General features: G+C 69.7%; 26 protein-coding genes. 13 read left to right on the forward strand and 13 right to left on the reverse strand.

Going from position 1 to position 26,338, the window contains the following annotated elements:
• Positions 1-14 precede the first annotated feature (14 nt).
• On the forward strand, positions 15-1,091 hold the full coding sequence (locus AB0K11_RS03645; RefSeq protein WP_364972289.1) for a nucleoside hydrolase: 1,077 nt from the start codon (positions 15-17) through the stop codon (positions 1,089-1,091).
• A gap of 18 nt (positions 1,092-1,109) precedes the next feature.
• Here the strand turns inward: AB0K11_RS03645 and AB0K11_RS03650 are convergent, their stop codons facing one another.
• Complete coding sequence (locus tag AB0K11_RS03650) at positions 1,110-2,645, reverse strand: DNA polymerase Y family protein (RefSeq protein ID WP_364973694.1); 1,536 nt, start codon at positions 2,643-2,645, stop codon at positions 1,110-1,112.
• A gap of 36 nt (positions 2,646-2,681) precedes the next feature.
• The gene (locus AB0K11_RS03655; RefSeq protein WP_364972291.1) at positions 2,682-3,380 is read right to left on the reverse strand and encodes a hypothetical protein; all 699 of its coding nucleotides are present in this window, start codon (positions 3,378-3,380) and stop codon (positions 2,682-2,684) included.
• A gap of 160 nt (positions 3,381-3,540) precedes the next feature.
• Between AB0K11_RS03655 and AB0K11_RS03660 the strand changes: the two genes are divergently transcribed.
• Positions 3,541-4,179, forward strand: a complete 639-nt coding sequence (locus AB0K11_RS03660; RefSeq protein ID WP_364972294.1) for a heme-binding protein — start codon at positions 3,541-3,543, stop codon at positions 4,177-4,179.
• Positions 4,180-4,182: 3 nt separating this feature from the next.
• Here AB0K11_RS03660 and guaA read toward each other — a convergent pair whose 3' ends face one another.
• Both guaA and AB0K11_RS03670 read right to left on the reverse strand, forming a co-directional pair.
• Positions 4,183-5,754, reverse strand: a complete 1,572-nt coding sequence (guaA, locus tag AB0K11_RS03665; protein WP_364972296.1) for a glutamine-hydrolyzing GMP synthase — start codon at positions 5,752-5,754, stop codon at positions 4,183-4,185.
• 63 nt (positions 5,755-5,817) lie between these two features.
• Positions 5,818-6,177 carry a DUF732 domain-containing protein gene (locus tag AB0K11_RS03670; RefSeq protein ID WP_364972300.1) on the reverse strand — a complete coding sequence of 120 codons (360 nt, stop codon included), beginning with the start codon at positions 6,175-6,177 and terminating at the stop codon, positions 5,818-5,820.
• Between the two features lie 194 nt (positions 6,178-6,371).
• Here AB0K11_RS03670 and AB0K11_RS03675 point away from each other — a divergent pair, with 194 nt between their 5' ends.
• The 3 genes from AB0K11_RS03675 to AB0K11_RS03685 are packed head-to-tail and all read left to right on the forward strand — an operon-like array spanning position 6,372 to position 10,315.
• Entirely contained in the window at positions 6,372-7,115 is a 744-nt protein-coding gene (locus AB0K11_RS03675; protein WP_364972302.1) for a beta-phosphoglucomutase family hydrolase, read from the forward strand.
• The gene (locus AB0K11_RS03680) at positions 7,112-9,475 is read left to right on the forward strand and encodes a glycoside hydrolase family 65 protein (protein WP_364972304.1); all 2,364 of its coding nucleotides are present in this window, start codon (positions 7,112-7,114) and stop codon (positions 9,473-9,475) included. Before AB0K11_RS03675 ends, AB0K11_RS03680 begins: the two co-directional genes overlap by 4 nt.
• Before the next feature lie 51 nt (positions 9,476-9,526).
• Entirely contained in the window at positions 9,527-10,315 is a 789-nt protein-coding gene (locus AB0K11_RS03685; RefSeq protein ID WP_364972306.1) for a methyltransferase domain-containing protein, read from the forward strand.
• A gap of 12 nt (positions 10,316-10,327) precedes the next feature.
• Here the strand turns inward: AB0K11_RS03685 and AB0K11_RS03690 are convergent, their stop codons facing one another.
• From AB0K11_RS03690 to guaB, 3 genes are all read right to left on the reverse strand, one after another.
• Complete coding sequence (locus AB0K11_RS03690; RefSeq protein WP_364972309.1) at positions 10,328-12,094, reverse strand: GMC family oxidoreductase; 1,767 nt, start codon at positions 12,092-12,094, stop codon at positions 10,328-10,330.
• An 84-nt stretch (positions 12,095-12,178) separates the two neighbouring features.
• On the reverse strand, positions 12,179-13,306 hold the full coding sequence (locus tag AB0K11_RS03695) for a GuaB3 family IMP dehydrogenase-related protein (RefSeq protein ID WP_364973697.1): 1,128 nt from the start codon (positions 13,304-13,306) through the stop codon (positions 12,179-12,181).
• Positions 13,307-13,320: 14 nt separating this feature from the next.
• Positions 13,321-14,868: an IMP dehydrogenase gene (guaB, locus tag AB0K11_RS03700; RefSeq protein ID WP_364972311.1), complete on the reverse strand. Its 1,548-nt coding sequence runs from the start codon at positions 14,866-14,868 to the stop codon at positions 13,321-13,323.
• Positions 14,869-15,016: 148 nt separating this feature from the next.
• Between guaB and AB0K11_RS03705 the strand changes: the two genes are divergently transcribed.
• Positions 15,017-15,421: a DUF5319 domain-containing protein gene (locus tag AB0K11_RS03705; protein ID WP_085192450.1), complete on the forward strand. Its 405-nt coding sequence runs from the start codon at positions 15,017-15,019 to the stop codon at positions 15,419-15,421.
• Positions 15,422-15,430: 9 nt separating this feature from the next.
• Here the strand turns inward: AB0K11_RS03705 and AB0K11_RS03710 are convergent, their stop codons facing one another.
• The 3 genes from AB0K11_RS03710 to AB0K11_RS03720 all read right to left on the reverse strand — a co-directional run bounded on the left by AB0K11_RS03710 (position 15,431) and on the right by AB0K11_RS03720 (position 18,074).
• Complete coding sequence (locus AB0K11_RS03710) at positions 15,431-16,621, reverse strand: anti-sigma-D factor RsdA (RefSeq protein WP_364972314.1); 1,191 nt, start codon at positions 16,619-16,621, stop codon at positions 15,431-15,433.
• Positions 16,614-17,192: a sigma-70 family RNA polymerase sigma factor gene (locus AB0K11_RS03715; RefSeq protein ID WP_364973699.1), complete on the reverse strand. Its 579-nt coding sequence runs from the start codon at positions 17,190-17,192 to the stop codon at positions 16,614-16,616. The genes AB0K11_RS03710 and AB0K11_RS03715 overlap by 8 nt, the downstream gene beginning before the upstream one ends.
• Before the next feature lie 90 nt (positions 17,193-17,282).
• Positions 17,283-18,074 (reverse strand): hypothetical protein, encoded by a 792-nt coding sequence (locus AB0K11_RS03720; RefSeq protein ID WP_364972317.1) that lies wholly within the window; start codon positions 18,072-18,074, stop codon positions 17,283-17,285.
• Positions 18,075-18,494: 420 nt separating this feature from the next.
• Here AB0K11_RS03720 and AB0K11_RS03725 point away from each other — a divergent pair, with 420 nt between their 5' ends.
• The 6 genes from AB0K11_RS03725 to AB0K11_RS03750 all read left to right on the forward strand — a co-directional run bounded on the left by AB0K11_RS03725 (position 18,495) and on the right by AB0K11_RS03750 (position 23,693).
• A complete protein-coding gene (locus AB0K11_RS03725; protein ID WP_269893819.1) occupies positions 18,495-18,785 on the forward strand; it encodes a WhiB family transcriptional regulator in 291 nt (96 codons plus the stop codon).
• A gap of 193 nt (positions 18,786-18,978) precedes the next feature.
• Positions 18,979-19,818 (forward strand): SH3-like domain-containing protein, encoded by an 840-nt coding sequence (locus tag AB0K11_RS03730; RefSeq protein WP_364972320.1) that lies wholly within the window; start codon positions 18,979-18,981, stop codon positions 19,816-19,818.
• 28 nt (positions 19,819-19,846) lie between these two features.
• Positions 19,847-20,557 carry a thiocyanate hydrolase subunit gamma gene (gene scnC / locus AB0K11_RS03735; protein ID WP_264011199.1) on the forward strand — a complete coding sequence of 237 codons (711 nt, stop codon included), beginning with the start codon at positions 19,847-19,849 and terminating at the stop codon, positions 20,555-20,557.
• 9 nt (positions 20,558-20,566) lie between these two features.
• Positions 20,567-20,938, forward strand: a complete 372-nt coding sequence (locus tag AB0K11_RS03740; RefSeq protein WP_364972324.1) for a thiocyanate hydrolase — start codon at positions 20,567-20,569, stop codon at positions 20,936-20,938.
• Between the two features lie 38 nt (positions 20,939-20,976).
• Positions 20,977-22,758 carry a penicillin-binding transpeptidase domain-containing protein gene (locus tag AB0K11_RS03745; RefSeq protein ID WP_364972326.1) on the forward strand — a complete coding sequence of 594 codons (1,782 nt, stop codon included), beginning with the start codon at positions 20,977-20,979 and terminating at the stop codon, positions 22,756-22,758.
• Positions 22,759-22,964: 206 nt separating this feature from the next.
• A complete protein-coding gene (locus AB0K11_RS03750; protein ID WP_364972328.1) occupies positions 22,965-23,693 on the forward strand; it encodes a PAS and ANTAR domain-containing protein in 729 nt (242 codons plus the stop codon).
• Between the two features lie 31 nt (positions 23,694-23,724).
• Here AB0K11_RS03750 and AB0K11_RS03755 read toward each other — a convergent pair whose 3' ends face one another.
• The 3 genes from AB0K11_RS03755 to AB0K11_RS03765 all read right to left on the reverse strand — a co-directional run bounded on the left by AB0K11_RS03755 (position 23,725) and on the right by AB0K11_RS03765 (position 26,039).
• Positions 23,725-24,456 carry a DUF4349 domain-containing protein gene (locus AB0K11_RS03755; RefSeq protein WP_364973701.1) on the reverse strand — a complete coding sequence of 244 codons (732 nt, stop codon included), beginning with the start codon at positions 24,454-24,456 and terminating at the stop codon, positions 23,725-23,727.
• Positions 24,457-24,635: 179 nt separating this feature from the next.
• Positions 24,636-25,319: an HD domain-containing protein gene (locus AB0K11_RS03760; RefSeq protein ID WP_364972331.1), complete on the reverse strand. Its 684-nt coding sequence runs from the start codon at positions 25,317-25,319 to the stop codon at positions 24,636-24,638.
• An 84-nt stretch (positions 25,320-25,403) separates the two neighbouring features.
• Positions 25,404-26,039, reverse strand: a complete 636-nt coding sequence (locus AB0K11_RS03765; protein ID WP_364972334.1) for a pyridoxamine 5'-phosphate oxidase family protein — start codon at positions 26,037-26,039, stop codon at positions 25,404-25,406.
• An 18-nt stretch (positions 26,040-26,057) separates the two neighbouring features.
• Here AB0K11_RS03765 and AB0K11_RS03770 point away from each other — a divergent pair, with 18 nt between their 5' ends.
• On the forward strand, positions 26,058-26,333 hold the full coding sequence (locus tag AB0K11_RS03770) for a nuclear transport factor 2 family protein (RefSeq protein ID WP_364972336.1): 276 nt from the start codon (positions 26,058-26,060) through the stop codon (positions 26,331-26,333).
• Positions 26,334-26,338 lie beyond the last annotated feature (5 nt).

Below are 26,338 nucleotides of genomic sequence, written 5' to 3' on the forward strand. Positions count from 1 at the left end.
GTATCCTCTCCGAGATGCCGATCCACAGCGGTGATTCCGCTGCGCCACAGCCGGTGTTCGTCGATGTCGACACCGGCGTCGACGACGCGATGGCGTTGGCGTACCTGTTCGCCAGCGCCGACGCGGAGCTGATCGGTATCGCCTCCACCGGCGGAAACGTTGACGTGCACCAGGTTTGCCACAACAACCTCGGCCTGCTCGAGGTGTGCCGGGTGGCGGACGTTCCGGTGTCCTGCGGCGCCGACGCCCCGCTGAACACGCCGATGCGCACCGCCGGCGACACCCACGGCCCGGAGGGCCTGGGCTATGCGCAACTGCCGCCGACCGACCGGAAGTTGACCGCACACGACGCCGCCGAGGCCTGGGTGCGCGCCGCACATGCCCACCCGGGTGAACTGGTCGGGCTGGTCACCGGGCCACTGACCAACCTCGCGCTCGCGCTGCGGGCGGAGCCGTCGCTGCCCCGGTTGCTGCGCCGGCTGGTGATCATGGGCGGCGCGTTCGACTACCGGGGCAACACCACTGCGGTGGCCGAGTGGAACGTCAGCGTCGACCCCGAAGCGGCGGCCGAGGTGTTCGGCGGCTGGGGTGCGGCGTGGGGTTCCGGAGACGAGCAGGGGGCGCCTGGCCATCTACCGATCGTGTTGGGGCTCAACCTCACCGAGAACATCGCAATGACCCCGGCACTGCTGAGCCGGCTGGCGGCCGCCGCGGATTCGCCGACCGCGCCGATGAGTGTGCTCGACGACCGCGGCACCCGGTCGGTGGCCGCCAATCCGTTGATCCGGGTGCTCGAGGACGCGATGCGGTTCTACTTCGAGTTCCACTTCGACGACGGCGAGGGGTATCTGGCGCACCTGCACGATCCGCTGGCGGCAGCGGTGGCCCTCGACCCGGAACTGGTGCGGTACCGGCAGACCACGGTCGACGTCGAGTTGACCGGCTCACTGACCCGCGGGATGACCGTGGCGGACTGGCACGGCAGGTGGGGACGCAGCCCCAACGCGCTCGTCGGCGTCGAGGTGGATCCCGCGGTGTTCTTCGACCGGTTCATCGCCCGGGTCGGCGAATTCGCCCGTCGTCTGGGCTGATCCGGTGTTCACGGCCGGCTATTCATAGACCCCCTCGACGTACCACCGCCGTTGGCGGTAGCACAGCAGCAGCGCCTTCTCCGGTTCGCCGCCGATCAGCACCTGCGCCCGCGCGGTGCGCCCCTTGGCGCGATCCTGGTCCCACCACCGCTCATCGACCGGCCACGGCCCCGCCCACCAGCTCAGGGAACCGCGGAACCCCCCGCCGTCCAGCCGGGCCGGATCACCGGAGAACATTCCCCGGTGGGTCACCCGCACCGGATCGCCCTGACCGTCCAGCAATTCGACCGGATCGTCGAGCAGCACCGTGGGCGACGGCTCGGGCAGCCGGCCGGGCCATGGCTGGTTCGGGTCGGCAGCCGGGACCGGTTCGTCGCCGAACGGGGTGAGCGTGATCCGCTCGGCGGGTCCGCGGCCGCCGCTGAGCACCGGCACCTGCACCGCCTCCGGACCGAGCAGGCCCTGCACCCGGACCAGGGCGCGGCGGGCCCGCAACCGGTCCTCCTCACCGACGCCGCCCCAGAGCGGTAGCTGCAACGCCTCGGCCGAGATCACCTCCACCGGGCGCAGCCGCAGCACCGTGACCGCTGCGGTCGGCCGGTCGTGTTGATTGCGCCGGTTCAGCCACCCGTCGAGCTGCCAGCGCACCCGGTCGGCGGTGGCATCCTCGGTCAGCGGTTCGGCGCATCGCCACACCCGTTCCAGCTCTTCGCCGTTGGCGGTGACGGCATGGATGGCCAGCCGGGTGCAGCCGACCCCGGCCGCCTCCAGGCTGCGGTGCAGGTCGCCGGCCAGCGACCGGCCGGCGAAGGCGGCGGCATCCACCCGGTCGATCGGCGGGTCGCAGTCCATCACGGCGTCGAGTTCCGGCGGGGGTTCGCGCCCCGACGGGCCACGGGCCGGCTCGCCGCGGGCGAACCGGTGCGCGGACACGGCGTCGGCGCCGAACCGGGACGCCACATCGCTGCGGGACAGCTCTGCGAACTGGCCGACGGTGCGGATACCCATACGCCACAACAGATCTGCCAGCTCATCGCGCCCGGGTGCGGCAAGGCTCGGTTCGGTGGCCAGCTGCCGGATGGACAGTGTCGACAGGAAGCCGGCATCGCCGCCGGGTTCGACGATCCGGCCGGCACGGGCGGCGAAGACCGCGGTGGCCAGTTGGTCGGCGATACCCACCTGGCACTCGGCGCCCGCCGCGGCCACCGCGTCGACCAGCCGCTCGGCGGCGGCCTGTTCGGAGCCGAAGTAGCGGGCCGCCCCACGGACCGAGAGCACCAGCAGGCCCGGCCGCAGCACCTCCGACCGGGGCACCAGGTCGTCCACGGCGGCCGTCACGTGCTCGAAATGCCGGGCGTCGCGTGCCGGGTCGGCGGGCGCCACGTGGAGTTCCGGACAGCGGGCCTGCGACTCACGGCGGCGCAGACCGCGCCGCACCCCGACCGCCCTCGCCGATGCCGAACACGCGATCACCCGGTTGGCCAGCGTGACCGCCACCGGGGCCGTCGGTGCCAGCCCTGCCGCGGCCGTGGCGGCGACCGCGGGCCAGTCCATGCACCAGACGGCCAGCACCCGGGAGGGCACGGCGCCTCACTCCCCCACCGCACGCAGGGCGCCGACGGACCGCCCGCACGCCCGCATGGCCAACCGCACCCGGCTGATGCGCCCACAGCCGGGCACCGGCCTGCCGGACCGGCCTGCGCCGCTCACCTCGTAGCCGCACACCCGGGCCTCCAACCGGGCCGAGGCCCCCTGCCACTCGCCGTCGGTGACCAGCAGCGTGCAGCCCTTCTGGCGTGCGCGGGCCACCACCGCCCTGGCCCGGCCCGCGGTCACCGAACGCCCGCCCAGCCCGAGCACCACCAGATCCATGCCGTCCATCAGCACCGCGGCCACCTCGACCGGGTCGGCCCCCGGATCGGGGATGACGGCCAGCCGGCTCAGGTCCGCCCCCATCTCCACAGCAGCAAGCAGGCCCACGTCGGGCTGACCCACGATGGCCGCGTGCCCGCCTGCGGCCGTCACCGCCGCCACCATGCTCAGCGGCAGCGACCGGGCGCCCGTCGCCACCGCCACCGTGCCGCGCGGCAACGAGGTGGGCAGCAGTCCGGCCAGCGATTCGGGCAACGGCAGCAAAGATTCCGACTCGGTGAGCGGGTCGACAGACGGGGCCACGCCACGGCGCCCGGAACCGACTTTCCCGCTGACCGCCGCCATCTGCTTGCGCAGGTGTTCTACCTGTTCAGTATGGTTGAGGCGGCGCAGATCAAGACTCGTCGCGGCTGTCACAGCAGCACCTCCCGCACCATCCGATTCACCCGTTGTTCGAATGCATGTTCGATGCCCTGAGTAAACACCTCGCCTCTGACACCGTCAAGCGGCGGACCCCCTCGTCGAGCGTTTCCACTGCGCGGGCGATCCGCCGCGCCACCGGCGCCGAATCATCCACATGACGTCCTTGCACACGCTGGTGAAGCTGCCCGTTCAGATCGCCGAATCGGCCGGTTCGATCGTGGGTCTGCGGTTCGGCACGGAGGAACCCCACCACCGGGTCACCGATCGGATCGGCGACGTGGAGATCCGGGTGTACGGTCCCCGGGTGGCCGCCGAGACCGTCGTCGCCGCCGATGACGACGCCGCGCGCAGCATCGGATTCCGCCGGCTGGCCCGCTACATCTTCGGCGGCAATCACAGCGGGACCTCGATCGCGATGACCGCGCCGGTCGCCCAGTCCGGGGCCGAGGGTGAGCAGATCGCGATGACCGCACCGGTCGCCCAGTCGGGTTCGGGCACCGGCTCGACGATCCGGTTCTTCATGCCGTCGAAGTACAGCATCGAGACGCTGCCCCAACCCGACAGTGCGGCGGTGCGCCTGGTGACGGTGCCCGCAGAGACCGTCGCGGTGCTGCGGTACAGCGGCGACCGCAGCCCGGCCGTCGTCGCACGCAAGGGCGCAGAGCTGCTCGACGTGCTCGCCGCGAGCGACTACCAGGCCGAGGGCGAGCCCGTGGCCTGGTTCTACGATCCCCCGTTCACGCTGCCCTTCCGGCGCCGCAACGAGGCCGTCGTCCCCGTCACGACCCGCTGACGGCTACTCCCACTCGATGGTGCCCGGCGGCTTGCTCGTGACGTCGAGCACGACGCGGTTGACGGCGGGCACCTCGTTGGTGATGCGCGTGGAGATGCGCTCGAGCACCTCGTAGGGCACCCGGGTCCAGTCGGCGGTCATCGCGTCCTCACTGGAGACCGGGCGCAGCACGATGGGATGGCCGTAGGTGCGGCCGTCGCCCTGCACACCCACCGACCGGACGTCGGCGAGCAGCACCACCGGGCACTGCCAGATCTGGTTGTCCAGACCGGCGGCGGTGAGCTCCTCCCTGGCGATCGCGTCGGCGCTGCGCAACGTGTCGAGCCGGGCGGCGGTCACCTCGCCGACGATGCGGATGCCCAGGCCCGGTCCGGGGAACGGCTGGCGGGCGACGATGTCCTCGGGCAGCCCGAGCTCGCGGCCGACCGCGCGCACCTCGTCCTTGAACAGCAGCCGCAGCGGCTCGACCAGCCGGAACTTCAGGTCGTCGGGCAGGCCGCCGACGTTGTGGTGGCTCTTGATGTTCGCGGTGCCCGACCCGCCGCCGGACTCGACGACGTCGGGATAGAGCGTGCCCTGCACCAGGAAGTCGACGTCACCACCCTTGTCCTGCACCAATTCGCGCACCGCGCCCTCGAACGCGCGGATGAACTCGCGACCGATGATCTTGCGCTTGCCCTCGGGGTTGGTCACCCCGGACAGCGCCTGAAGGAACCGGTCGGCGACGTCGACGGTGACCAGGTTGGCACCGGTGGCGGCGACGAAGTCACGCTGGACCTGGGCCCGCTCACCGGACCGCAGCAGGCCGTGGTCCACGAACACGCAGGTGAGCCGGTCGCCGATGGCGCGCTGCACGAGTGCTGCCGCCACCGCGGAGTCCACCCCGCCGGACAGGCCGCAGATCGCCCGGCCGTCGCCGATCTGGGCGCGCACCTGCTCGATCAGCGCGTCGGCGATGTTGGCAGGCGTCCACTTGGCGCCGATCCCGGCGAAGTCGTGCAGGAAGCGGCTGAGCACCTGCTGGCCGTGCGGCGAGTGCAGCACCTCCGGGTGGTACTGCACACCGGCCAGCCGGCGGGCGCGGTTCTCGAACGCGGCGACCGGGGCGCCGCTGCTGGTGGCGACGACATCGAAACCCTCGGGCGCCGCGGTGACCGCGTCGCCGTGGCTCATCCACACCGGCTGCGTGCCGGGCAGATCCGAATGCAGTTCGCCGCCAGCGACTTTCAGCTCGGTGCGGCCGTACTCGCTGGTGCCGGTGCGCGCGACGGTGCCGCCGAGCGCCTGCGCCATCGCCTGGAACCCGTAGCAGATGCCGAACACCGGGACATCGAGATCGAACAGCGCCGGATCCAGCTGGGGCGCCCCCTCGGCGTACACACTGGCCGGGCCGCCGGACAGCACGATCGCCTGCGGATCGCGGGCCTTGATGTCCTCGACGCTGGCGGTGTGGGGCACGACCTCGGAGTACACCCGCGCCTCACGCACGCGACGGGCGATGAGCTGGGCGTACTGCGCGCCGAAGTCGACCACCAGAACGGGCCGCGGGCCCGAGGGATCGGCGGGAGAATTCACTGGCCCAGTCTAGTGGGGGTGCCGAATCAGCTGCCCGGGTCGTCGAGTGCGGTTCCGGACGGGCTAGGCGTAGGCCACCCCGGACGCCGTCTCCGTCCCCGATCCCGGCAGTGCATGCCACGGGCAGTACGCCAGGTAGGAACTGATCGTCAGCACCACCGCGTGGTCCCGGTCGAGCTGTGGCTGGTCGGACATCACGTTGTCGATGACCGTGAGATGGGGCACGCCCTGGTCGAGCGACGTGCAGATGCCGTGGGCGTACTCGAGCATCGCCCTGAAGTCGGTGAAGGCCACGCCGTCCCGGCTCAGTTGTTCGAGGAACTCCCCGTCACTGGGTGTCGCGCCCGCCGGGGCCGCCAGCAGCAGCGCCGCCGACAACGCCGCGGCAGGGATCGCCGTGCGCATCCGCCTCAGCAGCCTCATCGACATTCCTTCTCGCCCGACGCCCCTTCCGAAACTACCCCCGGGGTCCACGACGCAAACCCAGAAACCCGACACACGCAGGGCTTTCACCCCGGCGTAGGCCTCGCCGCCCACGTCCGACGCATGCCGTTCGGCGAAAGTGGGCATTGAAGAGGTACTGCGCGTTCGACGACCCGACGAAAGCGAGGTGGCCAGTGCTTGGTCTACCCGACGAGGTACGCACCTGCCTGTTCGACCTCGACGGTGTCCTCACCGACACGGCGAGCGTGCACAAGAAGGCATGGCAGGCGATGTTCGACGACTTCCTGCGCCAGCGGGCGGACGACACGGGTGAGCAGTTCGTGCCGTTCGACGTCGACCAGGACTACCTGGAGTACGTCGACGGCAAGCGCCGCGACGACGGGGTGCGCTCCTTCCTGTCCAGCCGCGGTATCGAGCTGCCCGACGGCGACGCCGACGACCCTCCGGACGCCGAGACCGTGGCCGGGCTGGGCAACCGGAAGAACGACCTCTTCCAGGAGACGCTGCGCACCGACGGCATCGAGGTGTTCGACGGCTCCCGCCGGTACCTCGAGGCCGTCGCCGCCGCGGGGCTCGGCGTCGGGGTGGTGTCGTCGAGCGCCAACACCCGCGACGTGCTCGAGGTCACCGGCCTTGCCCGGTTCGTCCAGCACCGAGTCGACGGAGTCACGCTGCGCGAGGAGAACATCCCGGGTAAGCCGGCCCCCGACTCCTTCCTGCGGGCGGCTCAGCTGTTCGGTGTGGCGCCACCCGCGGCGGCCGTGTTCGAGGACGCGCTGTCCGGGGTCGCCGCGGGCCGGGCCGGCTACTTCGGGTATGTGGTGGGCGTCGACCGGGTGGGGCAGGCCGACGAGTTGCGCCGCAACGGCGCCGACATCGTCGTCACCGATCTGGCCGATCTGCTGGACGAGTCGTGATCTCCCACGACGCCTTCCCCGTCGAGCCGTGGCAGGTCCGGGAGACCGAGCTCGACTTCGACCTCCTCGACGAGTCCGAGTCGTTGTTCGCACTGTCCAACGGCCACATCGGATTACGCGGCAACCTCGACGAGGGCGAACCGCACGGGCTGCCCGGCACCTACCTCAACTCGTTCTACGAGATCCGGCCACTGCCGTACGCCGAAGCGGGCTACGGCTATCCGGAGGCGGGTCAGACCGTCGTCGACGTCACCAACGGCAAGATCATGCGGCTGCTGGTCGACGACGAACCGTTCGACGTCCGATACGGCGAGCTGTTCGATCACGAGCGCATCCTCGACCTGCGCGCGGGCACGCTGACACGATGCGCGCACTGGCGCTCGCCGACGGGCAAGCAGGTCAAGGTCACATCCACCCGGCTGGTGTCGCTGGACCAGCGCAGCGTCGCGGCCATCGAGTACATCGTCGAGGCGATGGACGAATTCGTCCGCGTCACAGTGCAATCCGAATTGGTCGCCAACGAGGACCAGCCGCAGACGTCGGACGATCCGCGGGTGGCGGCGGCGCTGAAGACCCCGCTCGAGGCGATCACGCACGAGAACACCGACGCGTCGGCGGTGCTGGTGCACCGCACCCGCGGCAGCGCGCTCATGATGGCGGCCGCCATGGACCACGAGGTCGACGTGCCCGGCCGGGTCGAGGTGCACACCGACTCCCGCGACGACCTGGCACGCACCACGGTGATCTGCGGGCTGCGACCCGGTCAGCAGTTGCGGATCGTCAAGTACCTCGCCTACGGCTGGTCCAGCCTGCGGTCCCGGCCCGCGCTGCGCGACCAGGTCGCCGCCGCGCTGACCGGCGCGCGCTACGTCGGGTGGCAGGGGCTGATCGACGCCCAGCGCAAATACCTCGACGACTTCTGGGACTGCGCGGACGTCGAGGTCGACGGCGACCCCGACATCCAGCAGGCGGTGCGGTTCGGACTGTTCCACGTGTTGCAGGCCAGCGCACGCGCCGAACGACGTGCGATCCCCGGAAAAGGCTTGACGGGCACCGGATATGACGGCCACGCCTTCTGGGACACCGAGGGTTTCGTGCTGCCGGTGCTGACGTACACCAAACCGGCCGCGGCGGCCGACGCGCTGCGCTGGCGGGCGTCGACGCTCCACCTGGCCAGGGAACGCGCCGCCCAACTCGACCTCCAGGGCGCCGCTTTTCCGTGGCGCACCATCCGTGGCGAGGAGTGTTCGGCGTACTGGCCCGCGGGGACCGCGGCGTGGCATGTCAACGCCGACATCGCGATGGCGTTCGACCGGTACCGCACCGTCACCGGTGACGATTCTTTGGAGGAGGAGTGCGGGCTGGCCGTGCTGGTCGACACCGCGCGGCTGTGGATGTCGATCGGTCACCACGACCGGCACGGCGTGTGGCACCTGGACGGCGTCACCGGTCCGGACGAGTACACGGCCGTGGTGCGCGACAACGTGTTCACCAATCTGATGGCCGCGCACAATCTCCGGGTGGCCGCCGACGCCTGCACCCGGCGAACGGAGGCGGCCCGCGAGATGGGAGTGACCACCGAGGAGACCGCGGCGTGGCGGGACGCGGCCGCTTCGGCGCACATCCCCTACGACGAAGAACTCGGCGTGCACCAGCAGTGCGAGGGCTTCACCACGCTGGCCGAGTGGGATTTCACCGACAACACCTCCTACCCGCTGCTGCTCAACGAGCCGTACGTGCGGCTCTATCCGGCCCAGGTGATCAAGCAGGCCGACCTCGTGCTGGCGATGCAGTGGCAGAGTCACGCCTTCACCGACGAACAGAAGGCCCGCAACGTCGACTACTACGAGCGGCGCACCACCCGCGACTCCTCGCTGTCGGCGTGCACCCAGGCGGTGATGTGCGCCGAGGTGGGGCACATGGAACTCGCGCACGACTACACCTTCGAGGCGGCGCTGATCGACCTGCGCGATCTGCACCACAACACCCGCGACGGGCTGCACATGGCGTCGCTGGCCGGGGCTTGGACGGCGCTGGTGGCCGGATTCGGCGGGTTGCGCGACGACGAGGGCGTGCTGTCCCTGGACCCGCATCTGCCCGACGCGTTCTCCCGGTTGCGATTCCGCTTGTGCTGGCGGGGTTTCCGGCTGACGGTGAACGCCGAGCACGACGAGGTGACCTACACGCTGCGCGACGGCCCCGACGGTGAGTTGACGATCCGGCACGCGGGTGAGGAACTCCAGGTCACCACCGCCGAGCCGACCACCGTCGCCGTGCGACGGCGCAAGCCACTGCTGCCGACACCTCCGCAGCCGCCCGGTCGCGAGCCGCTGCGGCGCCGCCTCACCGGACAGGACTGACCACCGCATCGCCGGCCGCCGTCACGGCTGGTCAACACCTATGCTCAGCGGATGGGAAGGCTGCTCGGGCTACTACGGCGAGGTGAACTCGCGATCGCGTTGATGGCCGACCGGGTGGCGGGCGACCGACGGCGGGCATCCAGCCTGCGGGCCGCGCACCGCTACTGGTCGGCGCCGGGCGACGACGATGCGTGGCAGTCGAACTCGCACTGGCGGACCGGTCTCGCGGACGACCTGTGGCAGGACGTCGGCAGGCAGCACCTCGACATGTACCGCGTGTTCGCCGCAGGCCTGGGCCGTACCGGCGGCCCCGGCGTGACCATCGAGTGGGGATGCGGCGGCGGAGCCAACGCCGCTTCCTTCGCTCCCCTGGCGTCACGGTTCATCGCCGCCGACATCTCCGCCGACAGCGTCGCCGAGTGCCTGACACAGGTGCGGGCGGTCTGCGACACCCCGGTGCAAGGCATCCACATCGACATCGCGGATGCGGTGGCGGCGTCCGACGGGCTCGAAGGCAGCTGCGACACGTTCCTGTGCTACTACGTCATCGAGCTCACGGCGGCGCCGAAGGACGCGCTCGACATCTTGGCCATTGCCGAACGGGTGCTCACCAGCGGCGGAATCGCCGTGGTCCAGGTGAAGTACCACACCGCCCAGCTCGGCACCCGCGGGCGGGGCGGTCGCGGCTACCGGCGTCACCTGGCGCAGACGACCACCTTCGCGATCGACGAGTTCTGGGAGCACGCCGCCGCGAGCGGACTCATCCCGCGGCTCGTCACGCTGGTGCCGAGGAACGAACTCGACTCCAGGTATGCCTACTACGCGCTCACGAAGCCGTGACCGCGCGCTGAATCAGGCGCCGCGTGCCTCCGCGGTGGTCGGGTCACGCCGGTTGACGTCCTCGGAGCTGGCATTCCAGTCCAGCGCGGCCGGCGCACCCTCAGGCACCACCGGGTGCTCGGGCGCGATCGGATCGAGCCGGCGGTAGCCCTCGCCCTGTGCGGGCCGCAGGTCCTCGGCGCCCTTGTTCGGCCACAGCGACGCCGCCCGCTCCGCCTGGGCGGTGATACTCAGCGACGGGTTCACGCCGAGATTGGCGGAGATGGCCGCGCCGTCCACCACGTACAGCGTCGGATAGTTGTACACCCGGTGGTACGGGTCGATGACCCCGTGCTCGGGGCCGTCACCGATCACCGCGCCACCCAGGAAGTGCGCCGTCAGCGGGATGTTGAACAGCTCACCCCAGGTACCGCCGGCCACGCCGTCGATCTTCTTGGCGATGCGCCGGGTCACCTCGTTGCCGACCGGGATCCAGCTCGGGTTCGGCTCGCCGTGGCCCTGCTTGCTGTCGAGCATGCGGAAGCCGAGCTTCGTCTTCCTGGTGAAGGTGGTGATCGAGTTGTCGAGGTTCTGCATGACCAGCGCGATCATGGTGCGCTCGCTCCAGCGCCGCGGGTTGAGCAGCCGCAGCGTGCCCTTCGGATCGGCGCCGGCGTTGTGGAACAGCTGCTTCCAGCGGGGCACGTCGGTGCCCTGGGGGCCGGCGCCGTCGGTCATCAGCGTCTGCAGCAGGCCCATGGCGTTGGAGCCCTTGCCGTACCGGCAGGGTTCGACGTGCGTGTCGTCCGTCGGGTGGATGGACGACGTGATGGCCACGCCGTGGGTGAGGTCGAGGTCGTCGCGGACCTGGAGCCGGCCCGCGCCGACGATCGACTCGGAGTTGGTGCGGGTGAGCAGGCCGAGCCGGTCCGACAGCTTCGGCAGTTTCCCGGTGTCGCGCATCTTGAACAGCAGCTTCTGGGTGCCGTAGGTGCCCGCCGCGACGATGACGTGCGTGGCGGTGAACGTGCGGCGTTTCCTGCGCAGCAACCGGCCGGTGTGGGCGGTCTTGACCTCCCAGACCCCGTCGGGCCGCTGCTGGAGGCTGGTCACGGTGGTCATCGGGTGGATCTGGGTGCCCGCCGACTCCGCCAGTCCCAGGTAGTTCTTCAGCAGGGTGTTCTTGGCGCCGAAGCGGCAGCCGGTCATGCACTGGCCGCACTCGATGCACCCGGTCCGGGCCGGGCCCGCGCCGCCGAAGTACGGGTCGGGGACCGTCTTGCCGGGCGTCTTCTCGCCGTCGGGGCCGAAGAACACCCCGACCGGGGTGGGCACGAAGGTGTCCCCGACGCCCATGTCCTCGGCGACCTCTTTCATGATGCGGTCGGCGTCGGTGAACGTGGGGTTGGTGACGACGCCGAGCATGCGCTGCGCCTGCTCGTAGTGCGGCAGCAACTCGTCGCGCCAGTCGGTGATGTGCTTCCACTGCGGATCCTTGAAGAACGGCTCGCGCGGCACGTACAGCGTGTTCGCGTAGTTGAGCGAACCGCCGCCGACGCCCGCGCCCGCCAGGATCAGCACGTTGCGCAGCAGGTGGATGCGCTGGATGCCGAAGCACCCGAACTTGGGCGCCCACAGGAACTTCCGCAGGTTCCAGGAGGTCTTGGCGAACTCCTTGTCGGCGAAGCGACGGCCGGCCTCCAGGACGCCGACGCGGTAGCCCTTCTCGGTGAGTCGCAGCGCGCTCACGCTGCCGCCGAATCCCGAGCCGATGATCAGGACGTCATAGTCAGGCTGCATCACACCAGTATGAGTTACCGCTGGGTAACTTTTCTAGACAGGTGGACCTAAGTTGTCAACGCGTCACACTTGCGCCGGCCGCGGTCAGGATCCGACGGCCAGACCGACCTTCTGGAACTCCTTGAGGTCGCAGTAGCCCGCCTTGGCCATCGCCCGCCGCAGTCCGCCAACCAGGTTCAGCGAGCCGAACGGATCGTCGGACGGGCCGTCAAGCACCTGCCGCAGCGACGGCCGCTCCCCGACCGCGACCTGCAGCAGCGCGCCGCGGGGCAGCGAGGGGTGGGCGGCCGCGGCAGGCCAGAACCAGCCGCCGCCCAGCGCCTCGGCCGCCGTGGCCAGCGGGGTGCCCAGCACCGCCGCGTCCGCACCGCACGCAATGGCCTTGGCCAGGTCGCCGGAGGTGTGGATGTCGCCGTCGGCCAGCACGTGCACGTAGCGGCCGCCGGTCTCGTCGAGGTACTCGCGGCGGGCGGCGGCGGCGTCGGCGATGGCGGTGGCCATCGGAACGCTGATGCCCAGCACCTCGTCGCTGGTGGTGACGCCGCTGGTGGAGCCGTACCCCACGATGACGCCGGCCGCGCCGGTGCGCATCAGGTGCAGCGCGGTGCGGTGGTCGAGCACACCGCCGGCCACCACCGGCACGTCCAATTCGGAGATGAAGGTCTTCAGGTTCAGCGGCTCGCCGTCGGACGCCACGCGTTCGGCCGACACGATGGTGCCCTGGATGACCAGCAGGTCCAGCCCGGCCGCGATCAGCGACGGTGTCAGCGCCCTGGCGTTCTGCGGGCTGACCCGCACGGCCGTCGTCAGCCCGGCATCCCGGATCCGGGCCACCGCGGCGCCGAGCAGCTCGGGGTCGAGCGGCGCGGCGTGCAGCTGCTGCAACAGCCGGATCGCGGCGGACGGCTCGGGCTCCTTCTCCGCGGCCTCGAGCACCTGGGCGATCTTCTCCTCGACGTCGGCGTGCCTGCCGATCAGTCCCTCGCCGTTGAGGACGCCGAGGCCGCCGAGCCGGCCCAGCTCGATGGCGAAGTCGGTGGAGGCGAGTGCATCGGTGGGGTGCGACAGCACCGGCATGTCGAACCGGTAGGCGTCCAGCTGCCATGCGGTCGACACGTCCTTGGACGACCGGGTGCGCCGGGACGGCACGATGTTGATGTCGCCGAGCTCATAGGTACGGCGGGCGGTGCGGCCCATGCCGATCTCGACCATGTCGCGCATGCGCGTCAGACCCCGCGGGCGTAGTAGTTCGGCGCCTCGACGGTCATCTGGATGTCGTGCGGATGGCTCTCCTTGAGCCCCGCGGCGGTGATCTGGACGAACTGCGCCTGCTGCAGGTGCTCGATGGTGGCCGACCCGGTGTATCCCATCGCCGCCCGCAGGCCGCCGGTGAGCTGGTGGATCACCGTCGACAGCGGTCCACGGAACGGCACGCGGCCCTCGATGCCCTCGGGCACCAGCTTGTCCTCGCTCAGGGCGTCGTCCTGGAAGTAGCGGTCCTTGGAGTAGCTCTTGCGGGTGCCGCGGGTCTGCATCGCACCGAGCGAGCCCATTCCGCGGTAACTCTTGTACTGCTTGCCGTTGACGAAGATCAGGTCGCCGGGGGCCTCGGCGGTGCCGGCCAGCAGCGAGCCGAGCATCGCCGTCGACGCGCCCGCGGCCAGCGCCTTGGCGATGTCGCCGGAGTACTGCAGCCCGCCGTCGGCGATCACGGGCACCCCGGACGGCGCGCAGGCGGCGACGGCCTCGAGGATCGCGGTGATCTGCGGTGCGCCGACACCGGCGACGACACGGGTGGTGCAGATCGAACCCGGCCCGACACCCACCTTCACCGCGTCGGCCCCCGCCTGCACCAGCGCTGCCGCCGCGGCGCGGGTGGCGACGTTGCCGCCGATCACGTCGACACGGTCACCGACGGCCATCTTCACCCGGTTCACCATGTCCAGCACGCCGCGGTTGTGCGCGTGCGCGGTGTCGACGATGAGGACGTCGACACCGGCGTCGGCCAGCGTCATCGCCCTGGTCCAGGCGTCGTCGCCGACACCGACCGCCGCGCCGACCAGCAGCCGGCCGTCGGAGTCCTTGGTGGCCAGCGGGAACTGCTCGGTCTTGACGAAGTCCTTCACCGTGATCAGGCCGGTGAGCTTGCCGTGGTTGTCGACGATCGGCAGCTTCTCGATCTTGTGCCTGCGCAGCAGCCCGAGCGCGGCTTCGGCCGACACCCCCTCCTGCGCGGTGATCAGCGGAGCCTTGGTCATCACCTCCGACACCGGCTTGCTCTGGTCGACCTCGAAGCGCATGTCGCGGTTGGTGATGATGCCGACGAGTGCGCCGTTGTCGTCCACGACGGGCAGCCCGGAGATGCGGAACCGCGCGCACATCGCGTCGACCTCGGCCAGCGTGTTGGTCGGCGAGCACGTCACCGGGTCGGTCACCATGCCCGCCTCGGAGCGCTTCACCGTCTCGACCTGGCCGGCCTGCTCGGCTGCGGGCAGATTGCGGTGCAGCACGCCCATACCCCCGGCGCGCGCCATCGCGATGGCCATCCGTGACTCGGTCACCGTGTCCATCGCGGAGCTGACGAGCGGCACCCGCAGCCGGATGCGCTTGGTCAGCCTGCTCGAGGTGTCGGCCATCGCCGGGACCACGTCAGAGGCGGCCGGCAGCAACAGGACGTCGTCGAACGTGAGCCCGAGCATCGCGACCTTGGTCGGATCGTCACCGCCGGTGGGCACCGGTACGGCGATGGGAACGCTGCTTTCAGCGATCGACATGGGCCTCGACATCCTTACTGCCTCCATCGGGGCGAAGCGTGATACTCAATCCTATCGGCTCAGCAGTCGCAACTCGCGATTCCATTCCCGGTCGCCGCGCCGGAGCAACCGCTGGCGCGATCCCAGTGGGGCTGCGTACTCTGGACGCGTGCGAGACCACTTGCCGCCGGGTTTGCCGCCTGACCCGTTCGCCGACGATCCGTGCGATCCGTCGGCTGCGCTCGATGCGCTCGAACCGGGTCAGCCGCTGGACCCGCAGGAACGCACCGCGGTGGAAGCCGATCTCGCCGATCTGGCGGTTTACGAAGCACTTCTGGCCCACAAGGGCATCCGTGGTCTCGTGGTGTGCTGCGACGAATGCCAGCAGGACCACTACCACGACTGGGACATGTTGCGCGCCAACCTGCTACAGCTGTTGGTCGACGGGACAGTGCGGCCGCACGAGCCGGCCTACGACCCGGAACCCGACGCCTATGTGACGTGGGACTACTGCCGCGGGTACGCCGACGCGTCGCTCAACGAGGCCACGTCGGAGTCCGACGGATACCGCTGACCCAGCCGGTCATTCACTCGCATCCTGCGGCGTGGCCACCTCTGGCAGTACCAGCTCGGGCATCTGGAGCACCGGCGGAATCGACGCAGGCCCAGGATTCTGCGCACCACCGCCACTGAGACGCGGCTGCGGCAATTCGACCGGCTCCTCGGCGGGCGGCTGCTCCGCCTGAGGCTCTTCGACCGGGGGCAGCGGCACCTGGGGCAGCTGCACCGGCGGCGGCGGGACCGGTGGCGCGGGGATGACGGTGCTGGTGGGCACCTGCGGCTGGGGCGTCGGGATCGGCCGCGGGCTCGGGGTCGGCAGCGGTGCCGGCTGCGGGCTCGGGGTCGGCAGCGGTGTCGGGCTCGGCCGGGGCGACGGGGTCGGCAGCGGCAACTGTGACGACGGGGTCGGCAGCGGCGTCGACGGCGACGCGGTGCCGTCCGACGGCGATGTGGTCGGCGACGATGTGGTCGGCGATGACGTCGAACCGGGGATCTCTCCGGGACTCGTGGTCGTCGACGTCGAGGTGGTGGCGTCCGGGTCGAGGATCACCGGCAGCGGCAGGTCCGGCGGGATCTCGGGCAGCACCAACGGCGGCGCGTCCGGCGGCACGGTCGCGTTGACGTCGCGGGTGTCCACCTTCGCCGACAGTTGCTGCCACTGCTCCACGAGCTCTTCCTGGCGGGTGGAGTCGTCCACCGCGGCGACCGTCGTGGTCATCGTCTGCAGCTTGTTCTGGGCGGCCGTCCAATCGCCCTGGTCGATCAGTTGCTGGACCTCGGCGAGCTGCGACTGCGCAGCCAGCACCACCTGGTCGTCGCGGGTCTGCTGCTGTTCGCCGAACAGCGCGGTGCGCAGGCCGTACAGCGGGTCGTCGGGCCCGGCGCCCGCGATCACCGCCCCGAAGCCACCGACGGCCAGAACGGCGGCCGCCACCGAGCCGAGCACGGCCATCGAGGCCCGGCTGCGCTGCCGCGACGACGCCGACCGATCCAGTGCCTGGACCGCGTCCCGGGTGGTCACCACCGAGGTGACCGGCGGCTGCCGGACCTCGTCGCGCCAGCCGGCGAGCATGTAGGCCAGTTCGGCCTCACCTGCGTCGGTGGAGTAGACGGGCTGCTCGCCGGCGAGCGCGTCGAGGAAGCGATCGGTGCGGTTCACCTCGTTCAGCGAGGGATCACCGCCGTTGTTGGTCCATCGTCCGAAGTCAGGCATGGTCATGCCCCGTCGCCATGATCTCCTGCTTGAGCCGGGCCAGCGCGCGGTGCTGCGCGACGCGCACCGCGCCCGCAGTGCTGCCGACCGTCTCCGCGGTCTCCTCGGCGCTCATCCCGACGACGACGCGCAGGATCAGGATCTCGCGCTGCTTCTCCGGCAGCTTGGCCAGCAGGCGGTTCATCCGGGCGGACGACTCGGCGTCCATCGCCATCTGCTCCGGGCCGGCGTCGGTCGAAAAGCGTTCGGGCACGACGTCGGTCGGTTCGGAGCGGTTGCGGGCGGCCGCACGGTGGGCGTCAGCAACCTTGTGAGCAGCGATACCGTACACAAAGGCCAGGAACGGGCGTCCCTGATCCTTGTAGCGCGGCAGCGCCGTGATGGCGGCCAAGCACACCTCCTGAGCGATGTCATCTGCTGAGAGACCACTTCGTTCGCCCGCCCCGATCCTTGCCCGGCAGTACCGGACGATGATGGGCCGGATGATCTCCAGCACCTCCCGGAGCGCGTCCCGATCACCGGCCACTGCCTCAGCAACGACAGCATCGAGACGATCTCTCGAATTTGTCATCGTGTGCGGCTTCTCCAGCGTTACGAACGCCGACACTCTCGTCGGTGTGGCTGAGCTAAACAATAACGACCGTGCCGAGGCGGCCCGGGGTCAGCGATCAGACCACACGCCGCCCCTGTGCCGCACAATATCGGCGCTGCGGTCTCGAACGGCGGCGACGCGCTCCGCCGTGAGGGTCGCGCTTCCGATGTCGGCGAGCAGACAGGCCAGCGCCCATTGCAGCGGGATCAGGCCCGCGGCGTCGGCGTCGGCCAGCGCGGCGTCGGCCACCGGACGGGCGTCGTCCACGGCGCCGGCACTGCACAGCGCGGCGGCCAGGATCACCTTCGACTTCACAGCGTGCCGGGTGGAGCCGAACGGCTCCGCCGCGGCGACCCCTCGCCGGGCGTGGTCGGCGGCGGCGTCGCCGTCGCCGCGCGCCATGGCCAGTTCGGCCGATACCCAGCCGAGCCGGATGCGCGGCCGAGCGGATGCGGCGGCGTCGATCTCGGTGCGCACCCGGTTCAGCAGTCGCTCCGAAAGGTCGAACCGGCCGGTGCCCAGCGCGTCGGCCGCCAGGCCGGTGAGGGCGTCGGCGCGGGCCTCCGGGTCCCCGCCCGCCAGGACCAGTGCCCTGCCGTCCCAGTGCCGTGCATCGGCGTGCCCGCCGAGCTGGCGCAGAAACGACGCCCGCGTGCTGTGCGCGAGGGACACCAGCGGCGCACTCTGCGACCGGCACACGACGTCGAGATCGGCCAGCGCCGCGCCGTAGCGGCCCTGCCCACCCGCCGCCACAGCGCGCAGCCACCGGCCCTGGGTGTCCCCGGCGGACGGCAGCGGCCAGCGGCCCGGGTCGTCGCCGAAGGCGGCGCGCCGCAGGGCGCTCGCTGAAGGGGTGATCATCGCTCGGCGACGGTACCAATCACGATGGGCGGGCCGTTGCCGGCAAATTCTCCGACGATCCGGATCGACGGCGGTTAACAGTTGATGGTGGGCGGGTTACCACCGTGTTACGGCGCTCGCCGAGGTGCCGCAGCCGGAGTGCAGAACCAGCTCCGTCGATCAGCGGAAACGCGTGAAGCGCACTGGTCGAGGGTGATTCGCTATCACCTTCTGCGTTGCCCGCAGGTCGCAACAATGAACGTGACGTAAATTCTCAAGCTGCGCTTATGTCATTGAGCACACGTGCAGGCTATTGACGGAATTTCTGGAGCACCCCTACTTTGTGTGCACGAGTAGTCATCGGCGACACACGCTCGGATCGGTTTCACAACTCACGCTCTCCCGCGTTCTCCACAAGAGTGTGTAGAGAGGGGTTTACCCATGCCACAGCCGCAGCAGCTGCCTGGACCCAATGCCGACATCTGGGACTGGCAAATGCAGGGCCTTTGCCGGGGCGTCGATTCGTCGGTGTTCTTCCATCCCGACGGCGAGCGCGGCCGTGCCCGCGCTCAGCGGGAGATGCGCGCCAAGGAGATGTGCCGGAGCTGTCCGGTGATCGCACAGTGCCGTTCGCACGCGCTCGCCGTGGGCGAGCCCTACGGCATCTGGGGCGGTCTGAGCGAGGCGGAACGCGAACTGCTGCTCAAACGAGGCATCCGCCGCACGGCCTGACGAACCACGTCGACGAGGCCCCACTCCGGCAAACCGGAGTGGGGCTTCGCCGTTTCCGCATAAACGCCTGTCTCCCGGAGGGTGAACGCGCCCGAAACTCCCACATCGCAACGGCGCGCGCCGCTAGATTGATTCGCGACGACCCGTTTCTTCGACGTCCCTCCACCCCGTCCGCGCGACGAAGGGAGCTCCCATGAGCACGGCAGCCGAACGCGCAGCTCAGCTCGAACTGGTGTCACGGTTGAAGTCCTCCTACCCCGAACTCCCCGACGCTCCCACGCCCGACCTGCTCGACCACGCCCGAATCACGGCGTACCTGAAGCCCGTTCACGACGTCGGCGGCGAGCCGTGCGCTCCAGAAGAATTCGTGAACAAGGAATACGAGCAGTGGGAGGAGCTCACCTACGTCATCTGCGAGGTGCTCGCATGGCGCGGGATCTGGCTGTCGGAGGAACGGCGACGGATCGGCAACGTGGACGTCGGCCGGGCCGAGTACCTCGGACTGCCCTACTACGGCCGGTGGCTGCTGGCAGTCGCCCGCGTCCTGGTGGAGAAGCATCACCTGGCGCTCGGTGAGATCAGCGAGCGAATGGCCGAGGTGTCCGCGCGGTACGCCGGCGGCCTCGACGGCAAAAAGCTGGAAGCGAAGCCGAAGTCCGAGGGCGACGGCTCGCAGGTGAAACGCAACAGTCACCACATAGACGCCGTCGGTAAAGGAGATCCGCAGAAGTACTCGGGCCTGGCCGGCGAGCCGGCATTCAAGGTGGGAGACCGGGTCACCGTGCGCGAACTGCCGGTGATCTTCTACACCCGCACACCGGAGTACTGCCGCGGGGCGACGGGTGAGATCGCCTCGGTCGCCTACGAGAGTCCCGCCGCCGAGGACGAGACGTGGGATCGCGAGGACGCGACACCCGAATGGTTCTACGTGGTCCAGTTCACCATGTCCGAGCTGTGGGACGGCTACACCGGAGCCGCCACCGACACGCTGCGCACCGAGCTGCCCGAGCGCTGGCTCGAATCCGCCCACTGACCGCCGGTTTTCGAGAGGGATCCCATTCATGTCTCACGACCACGACCACGACCACGACCGGACCGTCAAACCGATGGTGGACGAGGTCACCGATTTCGAGGTGCTCGAGATCGCGCTGCGGGAGCTGTGCATCGAGAAGGGCATCTTCACCGCCGAGGAGCATCGGCGCTTCACCGAGTTCGCCGAACAGATCGGGCCCACCCCGGCGGCCCGCCTGGTGGCCAGGGCGTGGCTGGACCCCGACTTCAAGCAGCTCGCCCTCACCGAACCTATGACGGCCAGCAAGGAGTGCGGCGTCGACTGGATGGAGCCGACCGGCTTCGGCACGCCGAGCGACTTCACGGCGTTCGAGATCCTGGCCGACACACCGACTCTGCACAACGTGATCGTGTGCGCGCTGTGCTCGTGCTACCCACGCCCCATCCTGGGCAACTCCCCCGAGTGGTACCGCACCCCCAATTACCGTCGCCGCCTGGTGCGGTGGCCCCGCCCGGTGCTCGCCGAGTTCGGTCTTTACCTGCCCGACGACGTCGAGGTGCGGGTGCAGGACTCCAATCAGAAACACCGGTTCATGGTGATGCCCATGCAGCCCGAGGGCACCGAGGGCTGGAGCGAGGACCAGCTGGCCGAGATCATCACCCGCGACTGCCTGATCGGAGTGGCGTTGCCCAAGGCGGGCGTCACCACGAACGTCATCACCAAGACGCGTCCTGCGACGCATCCGATTCCGGCCGAGTGAGGGCCCGTCGTGTCCGCCGAGCGTGACCCCCAGCCCGTCGACGAGGTCAAAAGCGCTGTGCTGCAAGAGATCGTCGAGCGCAATCAGGTGTGGCCGCGGATGGCGGCCAAGTACGGCGTGGAGAATCCCGTGCCGCCGTGGAAGACCAGCCTCGACGGCCTGTGCGACGCGCTCGACCAGGCGGCGTGCGACGCGAACGTCCCGAACTTCAAGGAACGCCGCGACGAGGAAGACGCCCTGTCGGCGAGCAGGTACGCCGATCTGCCCTACCCCGAGAACCAGTTGATGGCCCTCGCGCACTCGCTGCTGGCGCGAGGCGTGGTCGACGAGGCGACGCTCCAGCAGCGCCTCGCGAGTGTCCGGGCGCGTCTCGAGGCCTAGGCGGCACCGCGCGGCGTCGTGGTTACCCTCGTGGTGCCATGACTCGACGTTTCGCGCTCCTGCTGCTCGTGTGTGCCCTCTGGACCGGTTCCACAGCGTGTTCGCTGTTCACCGGTAGCGACCCGAAGGACGCCCTGCAGTCATTCGCCGATGCGCTGCAGCGCAAGGACTCCCCCGCCGCCGCGGCCACCACCACCGACCAGGCGGCGGCCGCGTCCGCCATCACCTCGATGTTCGACGGCATGCCCAAGGACACCACGGTGACCGTCGACGTGGGGGATGTGTCCGAGGACAACCACCAGGCGACGCTGAGCTACTCGTGGACATTCGGACCCGAGCGGAACTTCCGGTACGACGCGACGGCGACCGCGACGCAGTCCGGCGACGAGTGGCGCGTGCGATGGGAGCCGACGGTGCTGCACCCGGACCTCGCCGCGGGCATGCACTTTCAGTACAGCGACGACAAGAACTTCCTCACCCCCGTCACCGATCGCGACGGCCGGCCCCTGATGACGTGGCAGACCGTCGGCGTGGTCGACCTCCGCCGGGACCACCTCGCCTCGGCGGCCGCCCTGGCGGCGCTGCTGCAGCAGTTCGCGCCGACCATCACCGACGCCACCATCGCCGACCAGTTCGCAGCCACGCAGGGTGACACCGTCACGGTGATCCGGCTCCGGGAGGCCGACCTGGCACTGGTGCGGGATCAGTTGACCCGGATTCCGGGTGTGACGGTCACCGAGCAGGGCGCGCTGCTCACCGCCGACCGCGCCCTGGCCTCGCCGGCGATCAGCGGGCTGCAGGACGTCTGGCGCACGAAGATCGACGCGGCCGCCGGCTGGTCGGTGGCGCTGGTCGACGGTCAGGGACAACCGACCTACGACCTGACATCGACACCGGCCAGGGACACGCCGCCGATCCGGACCACCCTGGACACCCGCCTGCAGTTGCTCGCGCAGGCGGCCGTCGCCGCGGAATCCCGGCCCGCCGTCCTGGTGGCGATCTCGCCCAGCACCGGTGGCATCCTGGCCGCCGCGCAGAATGCGCCCGCCGATGCTCAGGGGCCGATTGCGTTCTCGGGCACGTACCCTCCGGGCTCGACGTTCAAGACCATCACCACTGCGGCGGCGCTCGAAGCGGGCATCGCGACACCCGACAGTCCGCAGGCCTGTCCCGGTCGCGTCACGGTCGAGAACCGGACGATCCCCAACGACGACGAATTCGACCTGGGCACCGTGCCCTTGACGACGGCGTTCGCCCGCTCGTGCAACACCACCATGGCGGTGCTGTCCGACCAGCTGCCCGCCGACGCGCTGCCCGACATGGCGAAACTGTTCGGCATCGGCGTCGACTTCGTCATCCCAGGCCTGACCACCATCACGGGCAACGTGCCCGACGCGGACACCCCGGCGCAGAAGGTGGAGAACGGCATCGGTCAGGGCACGGTGACCGTGAGCCCGTTCGGCCTCGCGGTCGCCGAGGCCAGTCTCGGGCACGGGTCGACGATCACCCCGACGCTCGTCGTCGGCGAGAAGACCACGGCGGACATCGAGTCCAAGCCCATCCCGCCGGCCGTCGTCGACAGCATCCGCGCCATGATGCGCCAGACCGTGGCCGACGGCACCGCGAGCGAGCTGCGTGACATCCCCGGTCTGGGCGGGAAGACGGGCACCGCGGAGTTCGGCGACAACACCAGCTCGCACGGCTGGTTCGCGGGCATCGTCGACGACATCGCGTTCGCGACCCTCGTGGTCGGCGGGGACACCTCGGCGCCCGCGATCGCGGTGACCGGCGACTTCCTGCGCCCCGCCGTCGGCGGCTGACGCACGCTCGGGGTTTGATTTTCCCGTGTCAGGGCACCCTCAGTGAAGTGGCGGGTGCAACGCGGTTGCGTTGACAGGCTCGCTATGAGGTGGGTACGGGGTCAACCCTCTCGTTGAGAAAGCAGCGCTCGCCCGTGCCTACCGCACCTTTCGACAATTTCTGACGCACTCGTCGATCAGCCGCCGACTTCGCATAATCTCGGTTCATGGCGAGTAAGGCGTCCAGGAAGACGAACAACGGCTTCGCCGATCAGGCGGCTGCCGATGCGGCCGAGATGGGCGTCGACGGCCAAGCCGCGAGCCACCTCGACCGCGCCCTGATGGGCGGTCCACCACAGCGGGTGGGACGTTTCGAATACCACTACCTCACCGACACCTGGACGTGGTCGGACACGGTCGCCCGCATGCACGGCTACCAGCCGGGCGAGGTGACACCCACGACCGAACTCGTGCTGAGTCACAAGCACCCCGACGATCTGGCGCAGGTGCGCGCACTGCTGCAACAGACCTCGGCGCCGTTCAGCAGCAGACACCGCATCATCACCAAGGACGGGAACACGCGCAACGTCGTCGTCGTCGGGGAAGCTGTCACCGATGACGACAAGCGGATCGTGGCGACCCGCGGCTTCTACATCGACATCACCGCGAGCGTCCACGCCCAGATCCAGGAGACGATCAACGAGGAACTCGAGGTCATCGTCGCCCACCGCGAGTCGATCGACATCGCCAAGGGCATGCTGATGGCCGTCTACGACCTCACCGCCGACGCCGCCTTCGCGGTGCTGCGGTGGCGCTCGCAGGAACTGAACATCAAGCTGCACGTCGTCGCGCAGACACTGGTCGACACGCTGCCCACGTTGCTTCGGACGTCGGACCAGACGCGCGCACCCGTCGACCACTACCTGATGACCCTCGAGGCGCCCGCGACCGAATGACGGCAGGTCGGGTGCGATGCGCCGTCCGGCCTCATGACCGGCGCGACCGCACCGCCCGGATGAGGATGTAGCCGGCCACCCCGAGTATCGCGAGCACACCCAGCCACGGCAGCAGCAGGCCGACGAGCAGGAACAGTGTGCCCGTCACCGAAACCAAGGCGTCCCAACCGCGTTCGACCTGACCGAGGAAGCCCTGGTACTGCTGCGGTGACGGCCCGCCGACCTGCTCGGCGACGAAGGTGACATCGACGGTGCTGTAGTCGATCCGGTCACCGAGTTGATCACGCTGCGCCCGCAGGCTGTCCAGGTCGGCCTGGCGTTGCGACAGTGCGTTCTCGGCTGCGATGAGGGCCTCGGGATCCCTGGCGTCACGCATGATCGCCAGCAGCCGATCGACCGACGTCTGCAGAGCCTTGATCCGCGCGTCGAGATCGACCCGTTGAGAGGTCACGTCCTCCGATCGGGTCTCGGCGGTCTCCACGGTGCCCAGCGTCTTGAGTTCGCGCACCACGCCGTCCAATTTCGGCGCGGGCACCCGCAGCACGACCGAGGTGAGCGCCCGCCCCCGGCCCGAGCCGGAATCCTCCGAACGGCTGTCGACCCGCCCGTCGGCGTCCTCGACGATGACCGCGGCCTTGTCGGCGGCCGTCGACGGGCTGGCGACGGTGATCGTCATCGACGCGGTCTTGACGACGTCGCGCTGCTCGGTCAGCTCTTGCGGCGGTCCGTTCTGGGGCGCCGGTGCGCCTGCGGCGTCCTTCATGTTGCCCGCCGCAGGTTCCGGACCGGTGCTGACGGGCGATCCCGCGCACGCCGTCAGCAGGGTCAGCGCCGCCGTCGCCACGACCGTCCGCACCAGATGCGTTCTCATGACTGGAAACCTAGCCATCCGAGCGGAGAACGCCTGCGTTTGTGCGGAATTCACAGGATCGGCAACAAGCGTCACTGCTGCGACGGTCGATCTCCCCAGCCGGAATTCGCGACCACATCGAAGAACGTCAGCGATCTGCCGTTGAAGAGTTCGTGCACGTGAGCAGGAAACGTGAAGGGCGGCGCCTTCATCGGATCGGCCTGGACGCCGCGGTCGATGGCTCGGGCGATCGCGTATCCGAGGTCATCGCGCGGCCAAGCGTCATGGACACGCTCGGCGAAACCCGCAGTCAGTCGGCTTTTGTCCATACCGTCGATGTCCAGGGAGATGCCGGAGAACGCCAGTGACTGCACGTGGCCGAACCGTTGCGCGAGGCCGAGACTGGTGTGCAGGGCGATGGACTGCCACACGGTGACGGTCCGGTCCTCGGCGATGCCGTGGTCGCGAAGGAACCGCGCAGCGGCGTCGGCGCCGTCGACCTCGAATCGCTGACCGCCCGTCCCGTAGTCGGTGATGCCGAGGTCGTGCAGCAGGCAGGCGAGGAAGAGGGTCTCCTCGTCGAGGCCGTCCTCGCCGCGGCGGTCCGGGGTGGACGCGAGCTCGCGCGCGAACAGGAAGCTGCGGACGCAGTGGTTGGCGAGGAACGCCGGTGAGACGTCGAACACCAGCTCCACTGCTGCTGAGGCGATGTCGGAGTCGGGAAGATCCCACTGGGCGCCTCGGGTGGTCAACGGGAGGTCGTGCCGACTGGTCATGTCCTCATGGTGGTCAGCCGATCCACCCGCAGCCAGTGGCCGGAGTGTCACTCACCGCCGGGATCCGGCCACCGCCGAAAATCGTCAACGAGCCGGGTGGAGCTCGGCCTTGAGGGCGGCGTTCTCCTCCTCCAGGGCCGTCAGTCGTCGGCGCAGATCCGTGAGCACGGGTTCGAGTTCCGCAGCGGTGAACCGGGGCGTGATGTGCTGGGGGCAGTTCCAGTCGAACGCGTCCACGGTGACGACTACCGCGCGCTCCACCACCGCGTCGTATTCGGCATCGGCCAGCGACCGGATCAATGCCGGATCCTCGTCGGCCGTCACGATCTTGGCGTGCCCGAAGACCTTCAACCTCCGCCGCCGGGCGTAGTCCATGGCGATGATCGCGACCCGGTCGTTCCCTCCGATGTTGCCTGTGCTGATGTACTGCAGGTTGCCGCGGAAGTCAGCCCAAGCGATGGTGCCGGAGTCCAGGACCCGGACGAATCCCGTTGGCCCACCGCGAAATTGCACATACGGCCATCCGGTCTCACCGACCGATGCGAGATAGAACCCGTCGCGCTCGGCCAGGAATTCGGCTTCATCTTCGGTCAGCCGGTCCGGTTCGGCGGAGGTGCCTGCAGCGACGCGCTTGCGCGCGTACACCCGGTCGCTGCCGTGCTCGCGCTGCACCGCCTGCACGTCGTCGGTGAAAGCGATCGCGGGGTAACGCCTACTCATGCATCCTCCAGCCGACGTATGTCCATCACATCAGCGTCGGAGCGTGCCCAGGAATTCCCGGTCGCGCCCGTGATCCCACCCAGGGAGTACCGCACCCTGCACGAATTGGTCGCCGACGACGATCAGGTGGTCGCGCGGTGGCGGGGCACCGCAACCGCGCGCGACGGCGTGCCGTACGTCAACGAGTACGCATGGGTGATGACCATGGCGAATGAGCGGGTGACCCGCGTCGTCGCCTATCTGGATCTGGTCGCACTCGACGACCTGATCACCCGCGTACCGCTGCCCCGGTGATCTTT

This window comes from Mycobacterium sp. NPDC050551, from assembly GCF_040674075.1.
GTDB lineage: Bacteria > Actinomycetota > Actinomycetes > Mycobacteriales > Mycobacteriaceae > Mycobacterium.